This window comes from Nocardia sp. NPDC041819 (assembly GCF_055590505.1).
Map to the genome: position 1 here is coordinate 75204 of NZ_JBVJAP010000016.1, position 19701 is coordinate 94904.

The window sequence follows — 19701 nt, forward strand, 5'->3', positions numbered from 1 at the left end:
CGCGCCCTAGCGCAGCATCTTTCGCACGATCAACCCCGCGAGCAACGCCCAGAAGGCGGCGCCGATGCCGGCGAATCCGACCCCGGAGGCGGCGATCAGGAAGGTCACGACGCCCGCCTCGCGGTGCTCGGAGCGCAGCGCCGCCCCGAGCGCCGCGGCCAGGGTCGCCAGCAGCGCGAGACCGGCGACGGTTTCCAGCGTGCCCGCCGGAGCGGTCGCGATCAGCGTGACCAGCGCGGCCGAGCCCAGCGCGAGCAGCAGATACGACGCGCCCGCGGTGAACGCGGCGATCCAGCGCCGCTTCGGGTCCGGATGCGCCGCGGGGGCGGCCGAGAGCGCGGCGCTGATGGCGGCGAGATTGATCGCGTGCCCGCCCGCGGGCGCGCCGATGACGGTGCCGAGTCCGGTGACGGTCATCGCCGCGCGCCAGGGCACCCGGTAGTCGAACGAGGCCAGCACCGCGGTGCCCGGGATGTTCTGCGACGCCATGGTGACGATGTAGAGCGGGATCGCGACGCCGATCAGCGCCTGCCAGCTCCAGTGCGGCAGCGTCAGTTCCAGCCGCGGCGCCATCGCGCCGACGTCGAGGTGCCGGTGCCCCGCCACGATGCTGATCGCGGCTCCGGCCGCGGCGGTCACGAAGGCGGCGATCACGGCCCACCGCTGGGCATACCGTTGCAACACGAGCCAGACCAGGATCACCGGCGCCACCACCGCCGGACTCGTCTGCACCGCCCGGACCGGAGCCAGGCACAGCGGCAGCAGCACCCCGGCCAGCATGGCCTGCGCTATCTCCACGGGGATCGCCGCGACCAGCCCGCCCAGCCGCTGCCACCGTCCGGTGACCACGATCAGCGCTCCCGCCAGCACGAACGCCCCGATCGCGGCGGGCCAGCCACCTTCCACCGCGCCCGCCCCGGCCAGCAGCGCCGCGCCCGGCGTGGACCAGGCCAGCGTGATCGGCATCCGGTAGCGGTAGCTCAGCGCCATCATGCCGATCGCCAGCGTGACGCACAGCGCGAGCAGGCCCGACGCGGCTTGCGCGCGGCTCGCGCCCACCGCGGTCAACCCGCTCAGCACCACGGCGAACGAGCTGGTGAAACCGACCAGCGCGGTCACCATGCCCGCGCCGATCGCCTGCGCCGGTCCGGCCGGCGGCCGTTCGGGCGCCGGTGTCGCGGTGGCTTCGGCGGAAACGTTCGACATCGGTCGGATATTGCCGCTGGTCACGAGGGTGTGTCGCCTGCCAGTGCCGCGAAACTGGACTGACTTGGACCGGCCGGTGGCACGCGCGGCGAGAGTACGGCGACATCGGCACATCCGGTGCGTAGGGTGGGGGAGTCGGTGCGCGAGGACGTCATTCGGGACGAGGAGCTGAGTTGAGCGCGGTACTGATCTCACCGGGAGAGCTTCGGGAAGCGTTGGCGGACAAGCGGCTTCGGCTGCTGGACGTCCGATGGGCACTGGGCGACCCGGACGGCCCCCAGCACTATCTCGACGGTCACATTCCCGGTGCCGTGTTCGTCGACCTGGAGACCGAACTGGCCGCGCCGCCGTCACCCGCGCGCGGCAGGCATCCGCTGCCGGATCTCGCGCAACTGGAGAAGTGCGCGCGCAGTTGGGGTGTTCGCCAGGGCGATCCGGTGGTCGTCTACGACGCAACCGGCGGCATGGCCGCGGCCCGCGCCTGGTGGCTGCTGCGCTGGGCGGGAGTCGCGGACGTGCGCATTCTCGACGGCGGGCTACCCGCCTGGGTGGACGCTGGCGGCCCCGTCGCGACCGGCGCCGAGCCAGACCCGGAGCCCGGAGATGTCGAATTGAGCCCCGGCCACCTGCCCGTGATCGACGCGGACGCGGCCGCTCGCTGGAAGGGCGTGCTGCTGGATGCTCGCGCGAGCGAGCGCTTCCGCGGTGAGGTGGAGCCGATCGACCCCCGCGCCGGGCACATCCCCGGAGCGCTCAGCGCCCCGACCGCCGACAATCTCGACGCCGAGGGGCGCTTCCGCGCGGTACCGGAACTGCGCGACCGTTTCGCCGGGTTCGGATCCGGGCCGGTGGCCGTGTACTGTGGTTCCGGCGTCACAGCGGCGCACCAGGTGGCGGCGCTCGCCATCGTCGGTGTGGAGGCGGCGTTGTATCCCGGGTCGTGGTCGCAGTGGTCGAACGATCCGAAACGGCCGGTAGCGACAGGTAGCTGACCCGCCGCTGTAAAGGCCCCTACAGCCAGGCGCGGGCCAGGAGGTCGTCGTCGGTGACCTCGCTGGCTCGCGGCGGGAACCGGGTGGCCGCGATCGACTCGATATGCGTTCCGTCGTGCCCGATCACCCACGAGCCGCCGCGCTCCTCGCATTCGGCGAGCTTGGCGAAGGTGGTGAGCAGGAACGTGATCGCCTCGCGCGGGTCGGCGGTGCGGGCCAGCCGCTGGGATTCGCCGGGACGCGACAGGTCCAGCCACACGCCGCACTGCCCGTCCAGCCGCATGCCGACGATCTTGTCGGCATGCACGAAGGTGAATTTGCGCCGTTCCCACGCGGTCGTCGGTGTGAAGCTCTGCTCGAGAACCTGGAGCAGAATCGTCATGCTGCTTCCTCCGCTTCGTTGACGCCGAGCTGCGATTATTCTGCGATGACCTGCGGATATTCCAGTATGTTCCGGTATCGCGCAGAAATCCACAACGCTCGGGCCGCGGTGTGCGCGGTCGTGTCGGAGCCGCCTGCTTTGATGGGGTGATGCTGCACGGACTGTGGTCGCCGGGATCCGGGTTGCTGCTCTGGCACGACGCACCGGTCGTCGCGACGTCCGCGCGGCTTCCTGATCCGCTGGGCCGCGTGCTGCGGGCGTCGAAGTTCCGGCACCGTGCCGAGGTCTTGGTGGTCGCGAACGGCGTCGCCGGTACCGAGCGGGTCCGGGCGCACGCGCTGGCCCCGGTCGCGGCGGCGGAGGCCCTCCGGCAGCGGCTGCCCGTGGAGCTGGTGTCCGGGGATCTGCGTTACCTCGCGCACGTCGCCCGTGGCATCGAACGCTGGGTGCGCGCCGGGCGTGTCGTGCCGGATCTGCGCAGGGAGGACGGTCAGTGGTGGGTGCGCTGGCGGTTGGTCGGCGGGGAGCGGCAACGGGCCTGGCTGGCCGAACTGGCGGTCGCCATGCCGGAGGCGCTGCGGGTGGCCGGGCGTCCGGCCGTGCTGCTCGACGACATGGTCACCGAACTCACCGATCCGATCGCCCGGTCACTGGCCGATCCGCCGGACTCGCCGCATCCCCTGGTGGCCGCCCTGGTCGGCGACACTCCGCTGGACAACGGCAGCTATCAGGTCGCCGAGGTCCTGGAGCGCTGGCGGGCCAGTCTGACCGGCGACGAGCCGGAACTGGTGCTGCGGCTGCTGGAACCGGACGGCGAACTCGGCCTCGACGAGTCGGTGGCGCTGTGGCGGCTGGAGGTCTGCCTGCGCCTGACCGGTGAGGCGCCCAGAACGATCCCGCTGCACGAAGATCCGAATCTGGTGCGGATCGCGGGGGACAAGCTCGGGGCGGCCAAGCGCGCGTATCCGAGGTTGCGTGATCTGCCGAGCGATCCGCGCAGCATGGATCTGCTGCTGCCCACGGAAGTGGTGCTCGATCTGGTCGCGCACGGTGCGAACGCCCTGCACGCCGCGGGGGTGCGGTTGCTGCTGCCGCGCGCCTGGAGTGTCGCGGAGCCGAGCATGCGGCTGCGGGTGGACAGCGCGGTGCCCGCCGCGCAGAGCACGGTGGGTCTGCGCGGCCTGGTGTCCTACCGCTGGGAGTTGGCGCTGGGCGACATGGTGCTGACCCGGGCCGAGATGGAACGCCTGGTGCGCGGCAAGTCCGATCTGGTCCAGCTGCGCGGCCAGTGGGTGCAAGCCGATCACAAGGCGCTGGCCGCCGCGGCCCGGTACGTCGCCGCGCATGCCGACGACTCTCCGGTCACCTTCGCGGACATGCTCGGCGAGATCGCGGTCTCCCGGGTGCCGCAGGTGCCGATCACCGAGGTCACGGCCTCGGGATGGGTGGAGGACCTGCTCGATCGCACGCGCGAGCCCGAAGCGCTCGCCCCGCCCGTCGGCCTGAAGGCCCAGCTGCGCCCCTATCAGGAACGCGGCCTGGCCTGGCTGGCCACCATGAGCAGGATGGGGTGCGGCGCGATCCTGGCCGACGACATGGGCCTGGGCAAGACGGTCCAGGTGCTCGCCCTGCTGGTCCACGAGCGCGAGACCGCGTCCGAGCCGGAGCGGCCCGGCCCGACCTTGCTGGTGTGCCCGATGTCGGTGGTCGGCAACTGGCAGCGCGAGGCGGAACGGTTCGCGCCCGACCTGCGGGTGTGGGTGCACCACGGCGCGGGACGGCGGGCAGGCGCCGACCTCGACGAGACGGTCGCCGCCGCGGATCTGGTAGTCACCACCTACGCGCTGCTCGCGCGCGACGCCGAGGAACTCGGCAGGCAGGATTGGGACCGCGTGGTCCTGGACGAAGCGCAGCACATCAAGAACGCGGGAACGCGACAGGCGCGGGCGGCGCGGTCGCTGCCCGCGCGGCATCGGCTGGCGCTGACCGGCACCCCGGTGGAGAACCGGTTGGAAGAACTGCGCTCCATCATGGATTTCGCGATGCCGAAGGTGCTCGGCAGCGCCCAGTCGTTCCGCGCCCGCTTCGCGGTGCCCATCGAACGCGAACGCGACCAGAACGCGATCAGCCGCCTGCGCTGGCTCACCCAGCCGTTCGTGCTGCGCCGGGTGAAGACCGACCCCACGGTGATCAGCGACCTGCCGGAGAAACTCGAGATGACCGTCCGGGCCAACCTCACCGTCGAGCAGGCAGCCCTCTACCAGGCGGTCGTGGACGACATGCTGGCCAAGCTCGAGGACGCCAAGGGCATGGCGCGCAAAGGCGCCGTGCTCGGTGCGCTCACCCGTCTCAAGCAGGTGTGCAACCATCCCGCGCATTTCCTGGGCGACGGGTCGGGTGTGCTGCACCGCGGGGCGCACCGTTCCGGCAAACTCGCCCTCGTCGAGGACGTCGTGGACGCGGTGCTGGCCGACGGCGAGAAGGCGCTGCTGTTCACGCAATTCCGGGAGTTCGGCGAACTGGTCGCGCCCTACCTGGCCGAACGGTTCGGCACCGCGATCCCGTTCCTGCACGGCGGCGTGCCGAAGAAGAAGCGCGACGCGATGGTCACCGGATTCCAGGCGCCGGACGGCCCGCCGCTGATGCTGCTGTCGCTCAAAGCCGGCGGCACCGGGCTCAACCTCACCGCCGCCAATCACGTGGTGCACCTGGACCGCTGGTGGAATCCCGCGGTGGAGAACCAGGCCACCGACCGCGCCTTCCGGATCGGCCAGCGGCGCAATGTGCAGGTGCGCAAGCTGGTCTGCGTGGACACGATCGAGGAGCGGATCGACGAGATGATCAACGGCAAGCGGCAACTCGCCGACCTGGCCGTGGGCGCGGGCGAGAATTGGATCACCGAGCTGAGCACCGACGAACTGCGCGACCTGTTCACCCTCGGCGCGGCGGCGGTGGGCGAATGAGTCCTTTCGTCGACTACTCCGAGTACGGCAAGAAGCTGCCGGTGCGCGGTGGCGTGGAAGCTCGCAGCAGGCGCGGCGGCTTCGGGCGCACCTGGTGGGGCAAGGCGCTGGTGGAATCGGTGGAGCGGATGGCGGAGCCCGGCCGGCTGGCGCGCGGCCGCAATTACGCCAGGTCCGGTCAGGTGGTCAACTACCGGATCGAGCCGGGGGCGGTGACGGCGGAAGTGCAGGGCAGCCAACCGCGACCTTTCACCGCGGTGTTCACCGTGCGCCCGTTGCGCGAGGACGAACTCGAGGAACTCATCGAGACCATCCGCTCGGCCCCGGGCATGCTCGCCGAGATCGCCTCGGGCGCGTTGCCGAGCGGGCTGGGACCGGTGCTGCTGCCGAGCACCGCGGCGGAGCTGGATTTCACCTGCACCTGCCCGGACCCCGGCTGGCCGTGCAAGCACGTGGCCGCGGTCTGCTACCTGCTGGCCGAGCGGCTCGACGAACATCCGCGCGAGATCCTGACCCTCCGCGGCCTGGACCTGGACACTCTGATCGGCGGTATCGAACGCGAGCCGCGACCGCCTGCTCTCGATGACCCCTACGGTGAGCACATTCCCCTGCCGGACCTGCCCGCCGTCGAATTCCGCCCGGCCCCGGAGGATCTGGATCCGATGCTGCTGCGCAAGGCGCTGCGGATGACCTCGGCCGACGAGACGACCGCCGCGACCGGGCTGCGCGAACTCACCGCGCTCTATCGGCTGTTCGACCGCTGACGTTGGTAGGCACCCGGCGTCGGGGCTGTCGGTTACCGCCGGTCTGTCGGGGCGGGATCGATACCGGCGGAGCGAAGGGACCGGAGACTTCCCGACACCGGGTGCCGCTATCCAGTCTCGCGCAGCGGAACTCGGCACGGAACTGCCCCACTGACGCCCGGACGCTGCCCTTGCGCCGAACTTGCCCAGTGGTCGCACCCGGCCTCTTCCAGCCGGAAAAGAACGCCGAGCAGTGCAGATCTCCTGTTATAGGCTGACCGTGTGGCAGGGAAGAGCCCAGCGTCCGGGTTGCCTCGCGACGACCTCGGTACCCCCGTGGACCTCCGCACACCCCCGCGCCGGGTGGTGTCGCTCGTTCCGTCGCTGACCGAGGCGGTGGCGCACACCTGCCCGGAAGTCCTGGTCGCCGCCACGCAATGGTGCACGCACCCCGCCGATCTGGCGGTCGAACGGGTCCGCGGGACCAAGAACCCGGACGTGCGGCGCATTATCGAACTAGCCCCGGACCTGGTGCTGTGCAACAAAGAGGAGAACCGCCGCATCGATGTCGAGCGGCTGCGCGCGGCCGGGGTCGCGGTGTGGGTCACCGAGGTGGAGACGATCGACGAGGCCATGGTCTCGCTCACCCGGCTCTGCGTGGAGGTGCTCGGCGCCGGTGTTCCGGCATGGCTGGCCGAAGCCGAATCCGCCTGGGCGCCACCGCCGCCGGAACCGGCCCGAGCCGCCGTCATTCCGGTCTGGCGCGATCCGTGGATGGTGGTCGGCCGCAACACGTTCACCGGAGACATCGCGCACCGCCTGGGCCTGCGGCTGGTGCATGCCGATCGGCCCGGTCGCTATCCGCGCCTCACCGAGGCCGAGCTGACCGTGGGCGTCGACCTCGCGGTGCTGCCCGACGAGCCGTATGTCTTCACCGAAGACGATGGGCCCGAGGCGTTTCCGGATATCCCGGTCGCGCTGGTGGAGGGCCGGGCCCTCACCTGGTACGGGCCGTCCCTGGCGACCGCGCGCGGCACGCTCACCGCGCAACTCGCCCGGGCGGCTCAACCCAGGTCGTAGTCGAACCAGATGTGGTGCGTGCCGTCGGCGTCCACGCCGATTCCGCCCGTGCCCGTGATGCCCGCGAGGTCACCGGTGCCGCTGTGCGGGACGATCACGCAGTTCGTGCGGTCCGCGCCGGTGGTGCTCGCGACGTGCAGGAAGTTGAAGGTACCCGCGACACCGTCGAGCGCGCCCTCGAACGACTCCATCGCCGTGTAGCTTCCCACGCCCGTGGCCTGGTCGAACGCGGCGGTGAAGATCGTGGAGGAGCGGCCGTCGATCGCGCCGGCGAACTGCTTGGTGATGAGGGCGACGCCGACCGGCAACGCGGTAGCGATGGTGGGATCGGGCACCACCTCGGTCGGGACGAAATCGCGTACAGAGAAGGTGCCGGTAACTTTCACGCAGCGGATGGTAACCACGGGCACCGACATGATCGACCGTCCCGGTCGCCGGTCCTGGTTCAGTCCGCGATCCGGTAGACGCGCTGCGCGGTGGTCCGGAAGACCTGCTCCAATTCCGTCCTTCCGCCGCCGTGGCCGGTGACGGCGGTCGCGATCGCCTCGATGCTGTTGCCGATGCTGGTGACCGGCTTGTCCACGGGGAAGTTCGAGCCCCAGATCAGACGGTCCGCTCCGAAGACGTCCAGCGCGTGCTCGACCAGCGGGCCGATCCGGTCGAGCAGGTGCCCCGTGGGCGTCGGCGTGCCCCGCGGCGGGATCGGGTGGCCCAGGATCGGCATCATCAGCCCGCTCACCTTCGCGACCACGTTCGGGCGCGCGGCCAGTTCGGCGAGATCGTCGCGCCACCGCACCAGCAGCTGCCTGCGCAGGCCGGGATTGGTACCGGTGCGTTTGCCGACCGCGCCGAAGATCCCCGCGGGGGTGCCGAGGTGGTTCAGCACGATCGGCACCTCGGGATAGCGTTCGGCCAGCGCCGTGACGTCGGGAATGGCGTGCGAGTACACCCACGCTTCGAACGAGAGGCCGCGCTCGGCCAGCCGCGCGAAGCCGTCCAGGAATGCCTTGGTGGCGAGCTTGCCGGGCACGTCGGTGAACGATCGCACGCCGGGATCGGGATGGTGGGCGACCATGGTGCGGACACCGCGCAGCAGCGGTGATGCCGCCGCGTGCGCGTCGAGCAGCTCCGCGAACGCCGGGTCGGCCGGGTCTCCGCCCGCGAGGATCGCGCCGAGCCGCGGGGCCGCCTCCAGCGGCAGCCCGGCCACCCAGGCCGTCTCCCCGGCCTTTCCCAGTGGTCCCCGCTGCGACCATTCGACTTCGATGTGCGCGATCACCTCGATGGGCGCGTTGCCCGCGTCGGCGCGGTAGTCGAACGGGAGGTAGGGCCGCAGGTAGGCGACCGGATCTCCGACGAACTCACGGTCGCGCCGCGGTGCGAGGCGCTTTGCCGCGTCCACCGGGACCGGCAGCAGCCGGAACAGCTTCGCCAAGGCGCTGAAATCTCGCGGTGTGGTGAACGGATCCCACTGGTGGATGTGTGCGTCGATGATCCGTATACCCGAGAGCTCCATGTCTGCCATCCCAACCGCGCCGAAGGTTTGCTCGGCGATTGTCACATGCCCCGCGCGAGACAGGCCGGTGAATCAGCGGGACGCGCAAGCGGCCACGCGCGCTTCGTCACAACCGGGGCGGGCGAAGACGGTGAAGGCGACTCCAGGACCGCCCGCCGCTTGTCGATGCGCCCCGTGCTGCCGTGTCGCGCTCAGCTCGGCACGCCAGCTTCCCGACCGCCTGGACTGAACTGATGAGTTTTATCTTGTGTATTGACCAGATAGTTCTCTAGATTGAACTAGCAAGTTCAATTCGAGGAGGAGTCCATGATCGTTCACCTGCTGCGCTTCAGCTTTCATCCGGAGACGACCGAGGAGCGGAAGACCGAGGTGCTCACGCTCATGCGCCGCACCGCGTCGGTCGAGTCCGTGTCGTTCGCGACCGTCGGCCAGAACCTGGGTGACGCGTCCGAGGGGTTCACGCACGGCTATTGCGTCGGCATCGAAGACCTGGAGGCGCTGGAGCGGTACCTGTACGACCCGGTCCACCTGGAGGGCGATCCGCGGATCATCCCGCACCTCGCGAAGATCGCGATCGGCCCGGATGTCTCCGATCAGCCCGATCCCGATCTGCGCGAGAAGATCATGGCGCTGCACGAGGCGAAGCTCGCCCGGTACCCGGAATGGGCCGCACTGATGGACACCGTTCCCGAGGTGCGGATCTTCTGATCCCTCAGCCGCTCGCGGGTCTCACACGTTGCGGCGGTACTGCCCGCCGACGGTGAAGAACGTGTCGGTGATCTGCTGCAACGTGCACACCCGGGCGGCCTCCATCAGCACCTCGAAAATATTGTCGTCGGTGCGGGCGACCGCTTCGAGCCGGGCGAGGGCGGCATGGGCGCCGTCCCGGTTGCGCTGCTGGAACTCGCGCACCCGCCGCAGCTGCGACTGCTTCTCCGCTTCGGTGCCGCGCGCCAGCTCCAGCTCCCGGTGCGGCTCGTCGTGGGAGTTGCGGAAGGTGTTCACCCCGATGATCGGCAGTGAACCGTCGTGCTTGCGCTGTTCGTAGCGCATCGATTCGTCCTGGATCTTGCCGCGCTGGTAGCCGGTCTCCATCGCGCCGAGCACGCCGCCGCGTTCGCTGATCCGCTCGAACTCGGCCAGCACGGCCTCCTCGACCAGATCGGTGAGCTCATCGATCAGGAAGCTGCCCTGCAGCGGGTTCTCGTTCATCGCGACCCCCCACTCCCGGTTGATGATGAGCTGGATGGCCAGGGCGCGGCGCACCGATTCCTCGGTCGGGGTGGTGACCGCCTCGTCGTAGGCGTTGGTGTGCAGGCTGTTGCAGTTGTCGTAGATCGCGATCAGCGCCTGCAGCGTGGTCCGGATGTCGTTGAAGTTCATCTCCTGCGCGTGCAGCGACCGGCCGGAGGTCTGGATGTGGTACTTCAGCTTCTGCGACCGCTCGTTGGCGCCGTAGCGGTCCCGCATGGCGACGGCCCAGATGCGGCGGGCCACCCGGCCGATCACCGAATACTCCGGGTCCATCCCGTTGGAGAAGAAGAACGACAGATTCGGCGCGAAGTCGTCGATGTGCATGCCGCGCGCGAGATACGCCTCCACATAGGTGAAACCGTTGGCCAGGGTGAAAGCCAGCTGGCTGATCGGGTTCGCTCCCGCCTCGGCGATGTGGTAGCCGGAGATCGACACCGAGTAGAAATTGCGCACGCCGTTGCGCACGAACCATTTCTGGATGTCGGCCATCATGCGCAGGCTGAACTCGGTGGAGAAGATGCAGGTGTTCTGGCCCTGGTCCTCCTTGAGGATGTCGGCCTGCACCGTGCCGCGCACCGTGGCGAGGGTGCGGGCGCGCAGGTCGGCGGCCTCGGTGTCGGTCGGCGGCCGTCCCTGCTCCGCCGCGAAGCGGTCCAGCGCCTGATCGATCGCGGTGTTCAGGAAGTAGGCCAGGATGGTCGGCGCGGGGCCGTTGATCGTCATCGACACCGAGGTGGTCGGCGCGGTCAGATCGAAACCGTCGTAGAGCACCTTCATGTCGTCGAGCGAGGCGATCGACACGCCGGACGTGCCGACCTTGCCGTAGATGTCGGGGCGCTCGGCGGGATCGTGGCCGTAGAGCGTCACCGAATCGAAGGCCGTGGACAGTCTTTTCGCGTCGGAATGCTCGCTGAGCACTTTGAACCGGCGGTTGGTGCGGAACGGGTCGCCTTCGCCCGCGAACATGCGCGCCGGATCCTCGTTGTCCCGTTTGAACGGGAACACCCCTGCGGTGAACGGGAACCGCCCCGGCAGGTGTTCGGCGCGCAGGAAGCGCAGCAGCTCCCCGTGATCGGTGAAACGAGGTAAGGCCACGCGCGAGATGGAGTTGCCGGACAGAGTCTCCCGGCGCAGCGGGGTGCGGATCTCCCGGTCGCGCACCCGGACCACTTGTTCCTCCCCGCGATAGGACTCGGCGAGGGCGGGCCACTCGGCCAGCAGTGCGGCGTTCGCGGGCGTCAGGTCGGCGCGGGCGCGTTCGGCCAGTTCGGCGACGGCCGTGTCCTCGGGCAGTTCGGCCGCCACCTGCTCGAGGCGTTGCAGACGTTGCGCTGCGGCGACTTGCGCCGCCGTCTCGGCGTGATAGCCGCGCACGGTCTCGGCGATCTCGGCCAGATAGCGCACGCGCGCGGGCGGGATGAGCTGGGCGAAGCGCGTGGACACGCGGGTGTCCACCCGGGGCAGCGCGCCGGGCTCGAGCCGCAGGCCGTGGCCGGCCAGCAGGCCCGTCAGGTGCTGGTAGAGCGCGGTCACCCCGTCGTCGTTGAATGTCGCCGCGCTGGTGCCGAAGACCGGCATGTCCTCCGGCGCGGCATGGAACTGCTCGCGGTTGCGGATCAACTGCCTGGCCACGTCACGCAGCGCGTCCGCGGCGCCGCGACGCTCGAACTTGTTGATCGCCACCACGTCCGCGTAGTCCAGCATGTCGATCTTCTCCAGCTGGGAGGCGGCGCCGAACTCGGGCGTCATCACGTACATCGACACGTCGACGTGGTCGGTCACCGCGGCGTCGCCCTGACCGATGCCGGGGGTCTCCAGAACGACCAGGTCGTAACCCGCTGCCTTGCAAGCCGTCATGATCAGATCGATATTGTCCGGTAGTTCGCGTCCACCGCGGGTGGCCAGCGAGCGGAAGAAGACGTGCTCGCCGTCGAGGGCGTTCATCCGGATGCGGTCGCCGAGCAGTGCGCCACCCCCGCGCCGCCGGGTCGGGTCCACCGCGAGAATCGCCACCCGCACCTTGTCCTGCTGATCCGAACGCAGCCTGCGCACCAATTCGTCGGTGAGCGAGGACTTTCCGGAGCCGCCCGTCCCGGTGATGCCGAGCACCGGCACGGTGCGCGCCGCCGCGGCCTCGGCCAGCTTCCGCCGGTCGGCCTCCGGCAGCGCGTCCGCTTGCAGGCAGGTGATGGCGCGCGCCAAGGCGGCGCGCTCGCCGGAGAGCACCGCGTCCGGCACCGGCGGCTCGGTCGCGAGGTCGATGTCGCAGGCGCGGATCAACCGATTGATCATGCCGGGCAGGCCGAGTCGCTGTCCGTCCTCGGGAGAGAAGATGGTCACGCCGGACGCGGCCAGTCGCGCGATCTCTTCCGCCACGATCACGCCACCGCCGCCGCCGAAGATCCGCACGTGTTCCGCGCCGGCCTTCTTCAGGGCGTCGGCGAGGTATTCGAAGTACTCGACGTGGCCACCCTGGTAGGAGCTGACCGCGACGCCCTGGGCGTCCTCGGTGAGCACGGCGTCGACCACCTCGCTGACCGAGCGGTTGTGGCCGAGGTGGATCACCTCCGCGCCCTGACTCTGCAGGATGCGGCGCATGATGTTGATCGCCGCGTCGTGCCCGTCGAACAGGGCCGCCGAGGTGACGAAGCGAACGGGGTGGGTGGGCGCGTAGAGCGCGCTGCTGTCGGCCACGGGATTCCTCTCGGGATTCCATTGTCGCCCGATACTAGGACGTCAAACTAATCGTACGGTGACGGCGATCACATCGCCAGGGTCACCGCCGGGTTGTCCGCATCGCTGTTTCCGTGCCCGTTCCGGGCCGACGGATTTCGGTGACGGTCGACGTCGAAGGCGCGCACCCGTCCGGGCGCCTTTCGCGGGGACGATCGGACGGCGGTGCGCGTGCGCGGATACCCCGCTCCGGCCGATTGTGTTGTCAGGGCGGCCGACTCGGACATACTGGGCCCATGGTGCGCGACGACAGGGCGGAAGCCGCGGTAGGGCGGCTGGTCGCCGAGCGTGTGCTGACCCGCGACCAGGCCGACGCGGTGCTCGCGGCGCTCGCCGTCGAGCGGGCGGCGGTGGTGGCGCGTGGGAAGGTGCTCGCCGAGATCGCCTCCTACGTCGGAGCGGGTTTGCTGTTCGGCGGAATCGCCCTGGTGGCGGCCTCGTCCTGGGACACGCTCGACCGGCCGGTGCGGGTGGGCGTGCTCGCCGTCGTGTCGGCGGGTCTGCTGTTCGGGGGCGTTCTGCTCGCCGGGGCGCCGACCGGCCGCACGAGCGCGAACAGTGCCCGCGCGAGGCTGGCGGCCGTGCTCTTCGCGCTCGGGTCCGTCGCGCTCGCCGGGTCCGTCGGCACCGCGCTCGAGAACGCGAGCACCGATGCCGCGTGGGTTTTCGCCTGTGCGGCGGGAGCGGTGATCGCCGTACTCGGTTACCTCGCGCTGCCGTCGGTGCTCGGACTGCTGGTCTGCGCTTGCTTCGTGCCCGCGGCCGTCGCGGGGATCCTCACCGAAGTAATCGGTCTCGACGACACGTGGGGCAGCGCGGCGGTACTGCTACTCGGTGGCGTGTGGTTCGCGCTGACCAGGATCGGTGCGCTCGCGGACCTCCGGATCGGATACCTGATCGCGATCGTCACGTCCGTCGCGGCCGCGCAGAGTCTCGACATCGATGGCCGGACCTGGGCCTACGGGATCACGGCGCTGATCGCCGTGGTCTGCTTCGCGTTGTACGCGACCCAGCGGTCGGCGGTGCTCGTCGTCGGGGGCGGTGTGGCCATCGCGGTGGCGGCGGGGGAGGCGGTCTCGGAATGGACCGGCGATTCGCTCGGCGCGGCGGCGGTGGTGGTAGCGATCGGCGCGATCACGCTCGGGTTGGGCGCGTTCCGGCTGGTGCGACCGCGGCGGGCGAAGGAAGCCGATCCGGCCGTTCCCGTGCCGAAGCCGTAGGCGGGGGCTGGACGAGCCCTCACCTGGGGAAGGCGTGGGATGAATCACATCGGCCCTCCGGCCTTGTCAATACTTGGACGTCCAACTATAGGATGACCGCATACCGCACCGCGGTGTCCCGATCGCTACGAGAACAGGACTGGCATGGTTCGCGAACTCACCCATTTCATCGGCGGACAGCATGTGCCGGGCACTTCCGGCAAGTTCGGCGACGTCTTCGACCCCAACCTCGGCCAGGTGCAGGCGCGGGTGCCGCTGGCGAGCAAATCCGAGGTCGAGGCGGTCATCGCGAACGCCGAGGCCGCGCAGCCGAAATGGGCCGCGTTCAACCCGCAGAAGCGGGCGCGCGTTCTCATGAAGTTCCTGTCCCTGGTGCAGGACGAGATGGATTCGCTGGCGGCGCTGCTGTCCTCCGAGCACGGCAAGACCATCGCCGACGCCAAGGGCGACATCCAGCGCGGCCTCGAGGTGATCGAGTTCGCCGTCGGTATCCCGCACCTGCTCAAGGGCGAATACACCGAGGGCGCGGGCACCGGCATCGACGTGTACTCGATGCGCCAGCCGCTCGGCGTCGTCGCGGGCATCACCCCGTTCAACTTCCCGGCCATGATCCCGCTGTGGAAGGCCGGTCCCGCGCTGGCCACCGGCAATGCGTTCGTACTCAAGCCCTCCGAGCGCGACCCGTCGGTGCCGCTGCGGCTGGCCGAGCTGTTCCTCGAGGCCGGTCTGCCCCCCGGTGTGTTCAACGTGGTCAACGGTGACAAGGAAGCCGTCGACACGCTGCTGCACGATCCGCGCGTCAAGGCTGTCGGCTTCGTCGGCTCCACCCCCATCGCGCAGTACATCTACGAGACCGCGACCGCGAACGGCAAGCGCGCCCAGTGCTTCGGCGGCGCGAAGAACCACGCGATCGTCATGCCGGACGCCGATCTCGACGACGTCGCCGACCAGTTGATCGGCGCGGGCTACGGGTCGGCGGGCGAGCGTTGCATGGCCATTTCGGTGGCCGTCCCGGTCGGTGCGGAGACCGCGGACCGCCTGGTGGCCAAGCTGACCGAGCGGGTGCACAAGCTCAACGTCGGTCGTTCCGACGACCCGGGCGCCGATTACGGGCCGCTGGTCGGCCAGGACGGCGTGAACCGCGTGAACAACTACGTCCAGATCGGTGTCGACGAGGGCGCCGAGCTGGTGGTGGACGGACGCGGCTTGGTCGTGGAAGGCGCCGAGGACGGCTACTTCGTCGGTGCGACGCTGTTCGACAAGGTGACCCCGCAGATGCGGATCTACCGCGAGGAGATCTTCGGTCCGGTACTCACCGTGGTCCGCGCCGAGGACTACGAGGAGGGCCTGCGGCTGGCCGACGAGCACGAATACGGCAACGGCGTGGCGATCTTCACCCGCGACGGCGACACCGCCCGCGACTTCGCCGCGCGCGTGCAGGTCGGCATGGTCGGCATCAACGTGCCGATCCCGGTGCCGATCGCGTACTACACCTTCGGCGGATGGAAGCGTTCCGGCTTCGGCGACCTGAACCAGCACGGCCCGGATTCGATCCGCTTCTACACCAAGACCAAGACGGTGACGCAGCGCTGGCCCGCCGGGCTCAAGGAGAGCAACGCGTTCGTCATCCCGACGATGGACTGATCCGGATGTTCATCCTCGACGACGACGAGAAGGCGATCCGCGACACCGCGCGCGGCTTCGCCGACGAATTCCTCGCACCGAACGCGCTGGAGTGGGACGAGCAGAAGCATTTCCCGGTGGATGTGCTGCGCAAGGCGGGCCCGCTCGGCCTCGGCGGCATCTACGTGCGCGAGGACGTGGGCGGTTCGGGCCTGCGCAGGCTCGACGCCGTGCGCATCTTCGAGCAGCTGGCCACCGGCTGCCCGGCCATCGCCGCCTACATCTCCATCCACAACATGGCGACGTGGATGGTCGACCGCTACGGCGACGACGAGCAGCGCAATCGCTGGCTGCCCCGGCTGACCGCGATGGAACTGCTGGCCAGCTACGCGCTCACCGAGCCAGGGGTCGGCTCCGACGCGGCGGCGTTGAGCACCAAGGCCGTTCGCGACGGTGACGACTACATCTTCAACGGCGCCAAGCAGTTCATCTCCGGCGCGGGCTCCACCGACGTCTATGTCGTCATGGCCCGGACCGGCGACGACGGTGCGCGCGGGATCTCGGCGTTCATCGTGCCCGCCGACACCCCCGGCATCTCCGTCGGCGCCAATGAGAAGAAGATGGGCTGGAACGCCCAACCGACCCGCCAGGTGATCTTCTCCGACGCCAGGGTCCCGGCGGCCAACCGGCTCGGGGCGGAGGGCGACGGCTTCCGCATCGCGATGAACGGCCTCAACGGCGGCAGGCTCAACATCGCCGCGTGCTCGGTGGGCGGAGCGCAGGCGGCGCTGGACAAGACGGTGCCGTATCTGGCCGAGCGGCAGGCGTTCGGCAAGCCGCTGCTGCGCAATCAGGCGCTGCAATTCGACCTCGCCGATATGCGCATCGAATTGGAGGCCGCCCGCACGCTGCTGTGGCGGGCCGCCGCTGCGCTGGACGCCGACGCGCCGGACAAGGTGGAGCTGTGCGCGATGGCGAAGCGTTTCGCCACCGACGCCGGCTTCGAGGTGGCCAACAAGGCCCTGCAACTGCACGGCGGCTACGGCTACCTGACCGAGTACGGCGTGGAGAAGATCGTCCGGGATCTGCGGGTGCACCAGATCCTCGAGGGCACCAACGAAATCATGCGGGTGGTCGTCGCCCGCGCACTGGTAGGAGCGGCATGAGCGGACAGACCACGAGTGAACCCGAGGTTCTTCTCGAACAGCGCGACGGGCTGGGCCTGATCACGCTGAACCGGCCCAAGGCCATCAACGCGCTGAATCACTCCATGGCCCTCGCCATCACCGACGCGCTGCGTACCTGGGCCGATGACGACGCGGTGCGCACCGTCGTCGTCACCGGCGCGGGCGAGCGCGGCCTGTGCGCGGGCGGTGACATCGTCGCCATTCACGCCGACGCGAAAAGCGGTGCCACCAGCGCCGATTCGGCGACCGGACGGTTCTGGCGCGACGAGTACATCCTCAACGCCCTGATCGGCCGCTACCCGAAGCCGTATGTGGTGATCATGGACGGCATCGTGATGGGCGGCGGCGTCGGGCTCTCCGGGCACGGCAGCCACCGCATCGTCACCGAGCGGTCCAAGATCGGCATGCCCGAGGTGGGCATCGGCTTCGTCCCGGACGTCGGCGGCACCTATCTGCTCGCGCGCACCCCGGGTGAGATCGGCACGCACGTCGGGCTCACCACCGCGCGCATGAGCGCCGGTGACGCCATCGCCGCGAACTTCGCCGACTATTTCGTCGCCTCCGAGCATCTGCCCGCGCTGCTGGAGACGCTGCGCACGGAGAGCGCCGACATCGCGATCGCCAAGTTCGCCACGGACGCGCCGGATTCCGCGCTGGCCGCCGCGCAGGACTGGATCGATGAGTGCTACGGAGCCGACTCCGTGGAGGAGATCGTCGCGCGGTTGCAGGCGCACGAGGCACCCGACGCGCAGGCGGCGGCTTCCGAGATCCTGGCGAAATCTCCGGTCGCCCTGAAGGTCACGCTGCGTTCGCTGCGCGCGGCCCGCACCGCACCGAGCCTGGAGGCGGTGCTGAACGAGGAGTACCGGGTGTCCATCGCGTCGCTGTCGTCGCACGACCTGGTCGAAGGCATTCGCGCGCAGGTGATCGACAAGGACCGCAACCCCCGGTGGTCGCCCGCGACGCTGGAGGCGGTCACGGACGCGCAGGTGGACGCGTACTTCGCCGAGCTGGGCGATCGAGAGCTGGGTCTGCCGACCCGGGAGGTGGCGTGATGAGCAAGCGAATCGGTTTCCTCGGCCTCGGCCACATGGGCGCGCCGATGGCGGCCAACCTGGTGCGCGCGGGCTACGAGGTGCTCGCCTTCGACCCGGTGCCCGCGGCGCGCGAACAGGCCGAGCGCGACGGCGCGATCGCGGTCGGCACGGCCATCGAGGCCGCCGCGGCCGACACGGTGATCACCATGCTGCCCAACGGCAAACTCGTACTCGACGTGTACGCCGAACTGCTCCCGGCCGCGGCACCGGGCACCTTGTTCATCGACTGCTCCACCATCGACGTGGCCGACGCCAAGACCGCGGCCGAACGCGCCACCGCCGCCGGGCACCGTGCGCTGGACGCGCCGGTTTCCGGCGGTGTCGCGGGTGCGGCGGCGGGCACGCTGACCTTCATGGTCGGCGGGGCCGCCGAGGACTTCGCCACCGCCCTTCCGGTGCTCGAGGTGATGGGCGGCAAGGTCGTGCACTGCGGCGGCTCCGGCGTCGGCCAGGCGGCGAAGATCTGCAACAACATGCTGCTGGGCGTGTCGATGATCGCGCTGTCGGAGTCGCTGGTGCTGGGCGAGAAGCTGGGCCTGAGCCATCAGTCGTTCTTCGACGTGGTCTCCACCGCCTCCGGCCAGAGCTGGGCGCTGACCAGCTACTGCCCGGTTCCGGGCCCGGTGCCGACCAGCCCGGCCAACAACGACTACCGGCCGGGTTTCGCCACCGCCCTGATGGCGAAGGACCTGGGTCTGGCCGCGAACGCCCTGCGCGAGAACAACATCGACGGGCAGATCGGGTTGCTGGCCGCCGCGATCTACGACCGCTTCAACCAGACGGATGCCGGACGGGACTTCTCGGCTATCGTCACCGATATCCGTGACCGATCCGACCAAGAGGGTGCACAAGGATGAACGCATCGCAGAGCGATTCCGTGGGCGGCGGCGGCCGGGCGACGGGTGGGGCCGACTTCGAGACGATTCTGCTGGAACGCAAGGGCCGGGTCGGCTGGATCACGCTGAACCGCCCGAAGGCGCTGAACGCGCTGAACGCGCAGGTCCTCGACGACGTCATCGCCGCGCTCGACGAACTCGAGCACGACGACGAGATCGGTGCCATCGTGATCACCGGCTCGGAGCGGGCCTTCGCGGCGGGCGCCGACATCAAGGAGATGCAGCCCAAGTCGTACATGGACATGTTCATGGACGACTACTTCGCCCGCTGGGACCGGCTGGCGCAGTTCCGCAAGCCCACCATCGCCGCGGTGGCGGGCTACGCGCTGGGCGGCGGCTGTGAGCTGGCCATGATCTGCGACGTCCTGCTCGCGGCCGACACCGCGAAGTTCGGGCAGCCGGAGATCAAGCTGGGCGTCATCCCCGGCATCGGCGGCTCGCAGCGCCTGACCCGCGCGATCGGCAAGGCCAAGGCCATGGATCTGGTGCTCACCGGCCGCAACATGGACGCCGAGGAGGCCGAGCGAGCGGGGCTGGTCTCGCGCATCGTGCCCGCGGCGGAGCTGCTCGACACCGCGGCCGAGGTCGCCGAGACCATCGCGTCGATGTCGCTGCCGGTCGCCATGATCGCCAAGGAAGCGGTGAACCGCTCGTTCGAGACGACGCTCGCCGAGGGCCTGCGCTTCGAACGCCGAGTGTTCCACTCCCTGTTCGCGATCGAGGATCAGAAGGAAGGCATGAGCGCCTTCGTCGAGAAGCGTCCGGCGAAGTTCACCAACCGGTGACATCCGACCCGCCCGGGCGATCCC

Annotated in this window: 16 protein-coding genes; 11 read left to right on the forward strand and 5 right to left on the reverse strand. The window is 69.7% G+C overall.

The features are described 5' to 3' along the window. Window positions 1-6: 6 nt before the first annotated feature. Entirely contained in the window at window positions 7-1206 is a 1200-nt protein-coding gene (locus tag ACZ6DL_RS31950) for a benzoate/H(+) symporter BenE family transporter (RefSeq protein ID WP_466056689.1), read from the reverse strand. Window positions 1207-1379: 173 nt separating this feature from the next. Here ACZ6DL_RS31950 and ACZ6DL_RS31955 point away from each other — a divergent pair, with 173 nt between their 5' ends. Then, window positions 1380-2198, forward strand: coding sequence for a sulfurtransferase (locus ACZ6DL_RS31955; protein ID WP_466056691.1), 819 nt, complete (start codon window positions 1380-1382; stop codon window positions 2196-2198). Window positions 2199-2217: 19 nt separating this feature from the next. Here ACZ6DL_RS31955 and ACZ6DL_RS31960 read toward each other — a convergent pair whose 3' ends face one another. Continuing rightward, entirely contained in the window at window positions 2218-2580 is a 363-nt protein-coding gene (locus tag ACZ6DL_RS31960; protein ID WP_040865109.1) for a hypothetical protein, read from the reverse strand. Between the two features lie 149 nt (window positions 2581-2729). Here ACZ6DL_RS31960 and ACZ6DL_RS31965 point away from each other — a divergent pair, with 149 nt between their 5' ends. The 3 genes from ACZ6DL_RS31965 to ACZ6DL_RS31975 all read left to right on the forward strand — a co-directional run bounded on the left by ACZ6DL_RS31965 (window position 2730) and on the right by ACZ6DL_RS31975 (window position 7366). Then, entirely contained in the window at window positions 2730-5543 is a 2814-nt protein-coding gene (locus ACZ6DL_RS31965) for a DEAD/DEAH box helicase (RefSeq protein WP_466056692.1), read from the forward strand. After that, window positions 5540-6307: an SWIM zinc finger family protein gene (locus tag ACZ6DL_RS31970; protein WP_466056694.1), complete on the forward strand. Its 768-nt coding sequence runs from the start codon at window positions 5540-5542 to the stop codon at window positions 6305-6307. Before ACZ6DL_RS31965 ends, ACZ6DL_RS31970 begins: the two co-directional genes overlap by 4 nt. A gap of 261 nt (window positions 6308-6568) precedes the next feature. After that, window positions 6569-7366 (forward strand): helical backbone metal receptor, encoded by a 798-nt coding sequence (locus ACZ6DL_RS31975; protein WP_466056696.1) that lies wholly within the window; start codon window positions 6569-6571, stop codon window positions 7364-7366. Here the strand turns inward: ACZ6DL_RS31975 and ACZ6DL_RS31980 are convergent. Together ACZ6DL_RS31980 and ACZ6DL_RS31985 are read right to left on the reverse strand one after the other, a co-directional pair. Then, window positions 7351-7752, reverse strand: a complete 402-nt coding sequence (locus ACZ6DL_RS31980; protein WP_466056698.1) for a DUF3224 domain-containing protein — start codon at window positions 7750-7752, stop codon at window positions 7351-7353. The genes ACZ6DL_RS31975 and ACZ6DL_RS31980 overlap by 16 nt on opposite strands. Before the next feature lie 59 nt (window positions 7753-7811). Continuing rightward, window positions 7812-8882, reverse strand: a complete 1071-nt coding sequence (locus ACZ6DL_RS31985; RefSeq protein WP_466056699.1) for an amidohydrolase family protein — start codon at window positions 8880-8882, stop codon at window positions 7812-7814. Window positions 8883-9188: 306 nt separating this feature from the next. Here ACZ6DL_RS31985 and ACZ6DL_RS31990 point away from each other — a divergent pair, with 306 nt between their 5' ends. Beyond that, complete coding sequence (locus ACZ6DL_RS31990) at window positions 9189-9590, forward strand: Dabb family protein (RefSeq protein ID WP_466056701.1); 402 nt, start codon at window positions 9189-9191, stop codon at window positions 9588-9590. Between the two features lie 21 nt (window positions 9591-9611). On the opposite strand, the gene icmF is transcribed toward ACZ6DL_RS31990, so the two are convergent. Then, entirely contained in the window at window positions 9612-12830 is a 3219-nt protein-coding gene (gene icmF, locus ACZ6DL_RS31995; RefSeq protein ID WP_466056703.1) for a fused isobutyryl-CoA mutase/GTPase IcmF, read from the reverse strand. A 275-nt stretch (window positions 12831-13105) separates the two neighbouring features. Between icmF and ACZ6DL_RS32000 the strand changes: the two genes are divergently transcribed. The 6 genes from ACZ6DL_RS32000 (at window position 13106) to ACZ6DL_RS32025 (ending at window position 19677) form a co-directional block, all read left to right on the forward strand. Next, on the forward strand, window positions 13106-14089 hold the full coding sequence (locus ACZ6DL_RS32000; RefSeq protein ID WP_466056704.1) for a hypothetical protein: 984 nt from the start codon (window positions 13106-13108) through the stop codon (window positions 14087-14089). A 144-nt stretch (window positions 14090-14233) separates the two neighbouring features. After that, window positions 14234-15733, forward strand: a complete 1500-nt coding sequence (locus tag ACZ6DL_RS32005) for a CoA-acylating methylmalonate-semialdehyde dehydrogenase (RefSeq protein WP_466056706.1) — start codon at window positions 14234-14236, stop codon at window positions 15731-15733. A gap of 5 nt (window positions 15734-15738) precedes the next feature. Continuing rightward, window positions 15739-16878, forward strand: a complete 1140-nt coding sequence (locus ACZ6DL_RS32010) for an acyl-CoA dehydrogenase family protein (RefSeq protein ID WP_466056707.1) — start codon at window positions 15739-15741, stop codon at window positions 16876-16878. Further along, complete coding sequence (locus ACZ6DL_RS32015) at window positions 16875-17954, forward strand: enoyl-CoA hydratase/isomerase family protein (protein ID WP_466056709.1); 1080 nt, start codon at window positions 16875-16877, stop codon at window positions 17952-17954. The genes ACZ6DL_RS32010 and ACZ6DL_RS32015 overlap by 4 nt, the downstream gene beginning before the upstream one ends. Further along, entirely contained in the window at window positions 17954-18853 is a 900-nt protein-coding gene (gene mmsB / locus ACZ6DL_RS32020; RefSeq protein ID WP_466056710.1) for a 3-hydroxyisobutyrate dehydrogenase, read from the forward strand. The genes ACZ6DL_RS32015 and mmsB overlap by 1 nt, the downstream gene beginning before the upstream one ends. Beyond that, the gene (locus ACZ6DL_RS32025; protein WP_051174905.1) at window positions 18850-19677 is read left to right on the forward strand and encodes an enoyl-CoA hydratase; all 828 of its coding nucleotides are present in this window, start codon (window positions 18850-18852) and stop codon (window positions 19675-19677) included. The genes mmsB and ACZ6DL_RS32025 overlap by 4 nt, the downstream gene beginning before the upstream one ends. Window positions 19678-19701: the final 24 nt, after the last annotated feature.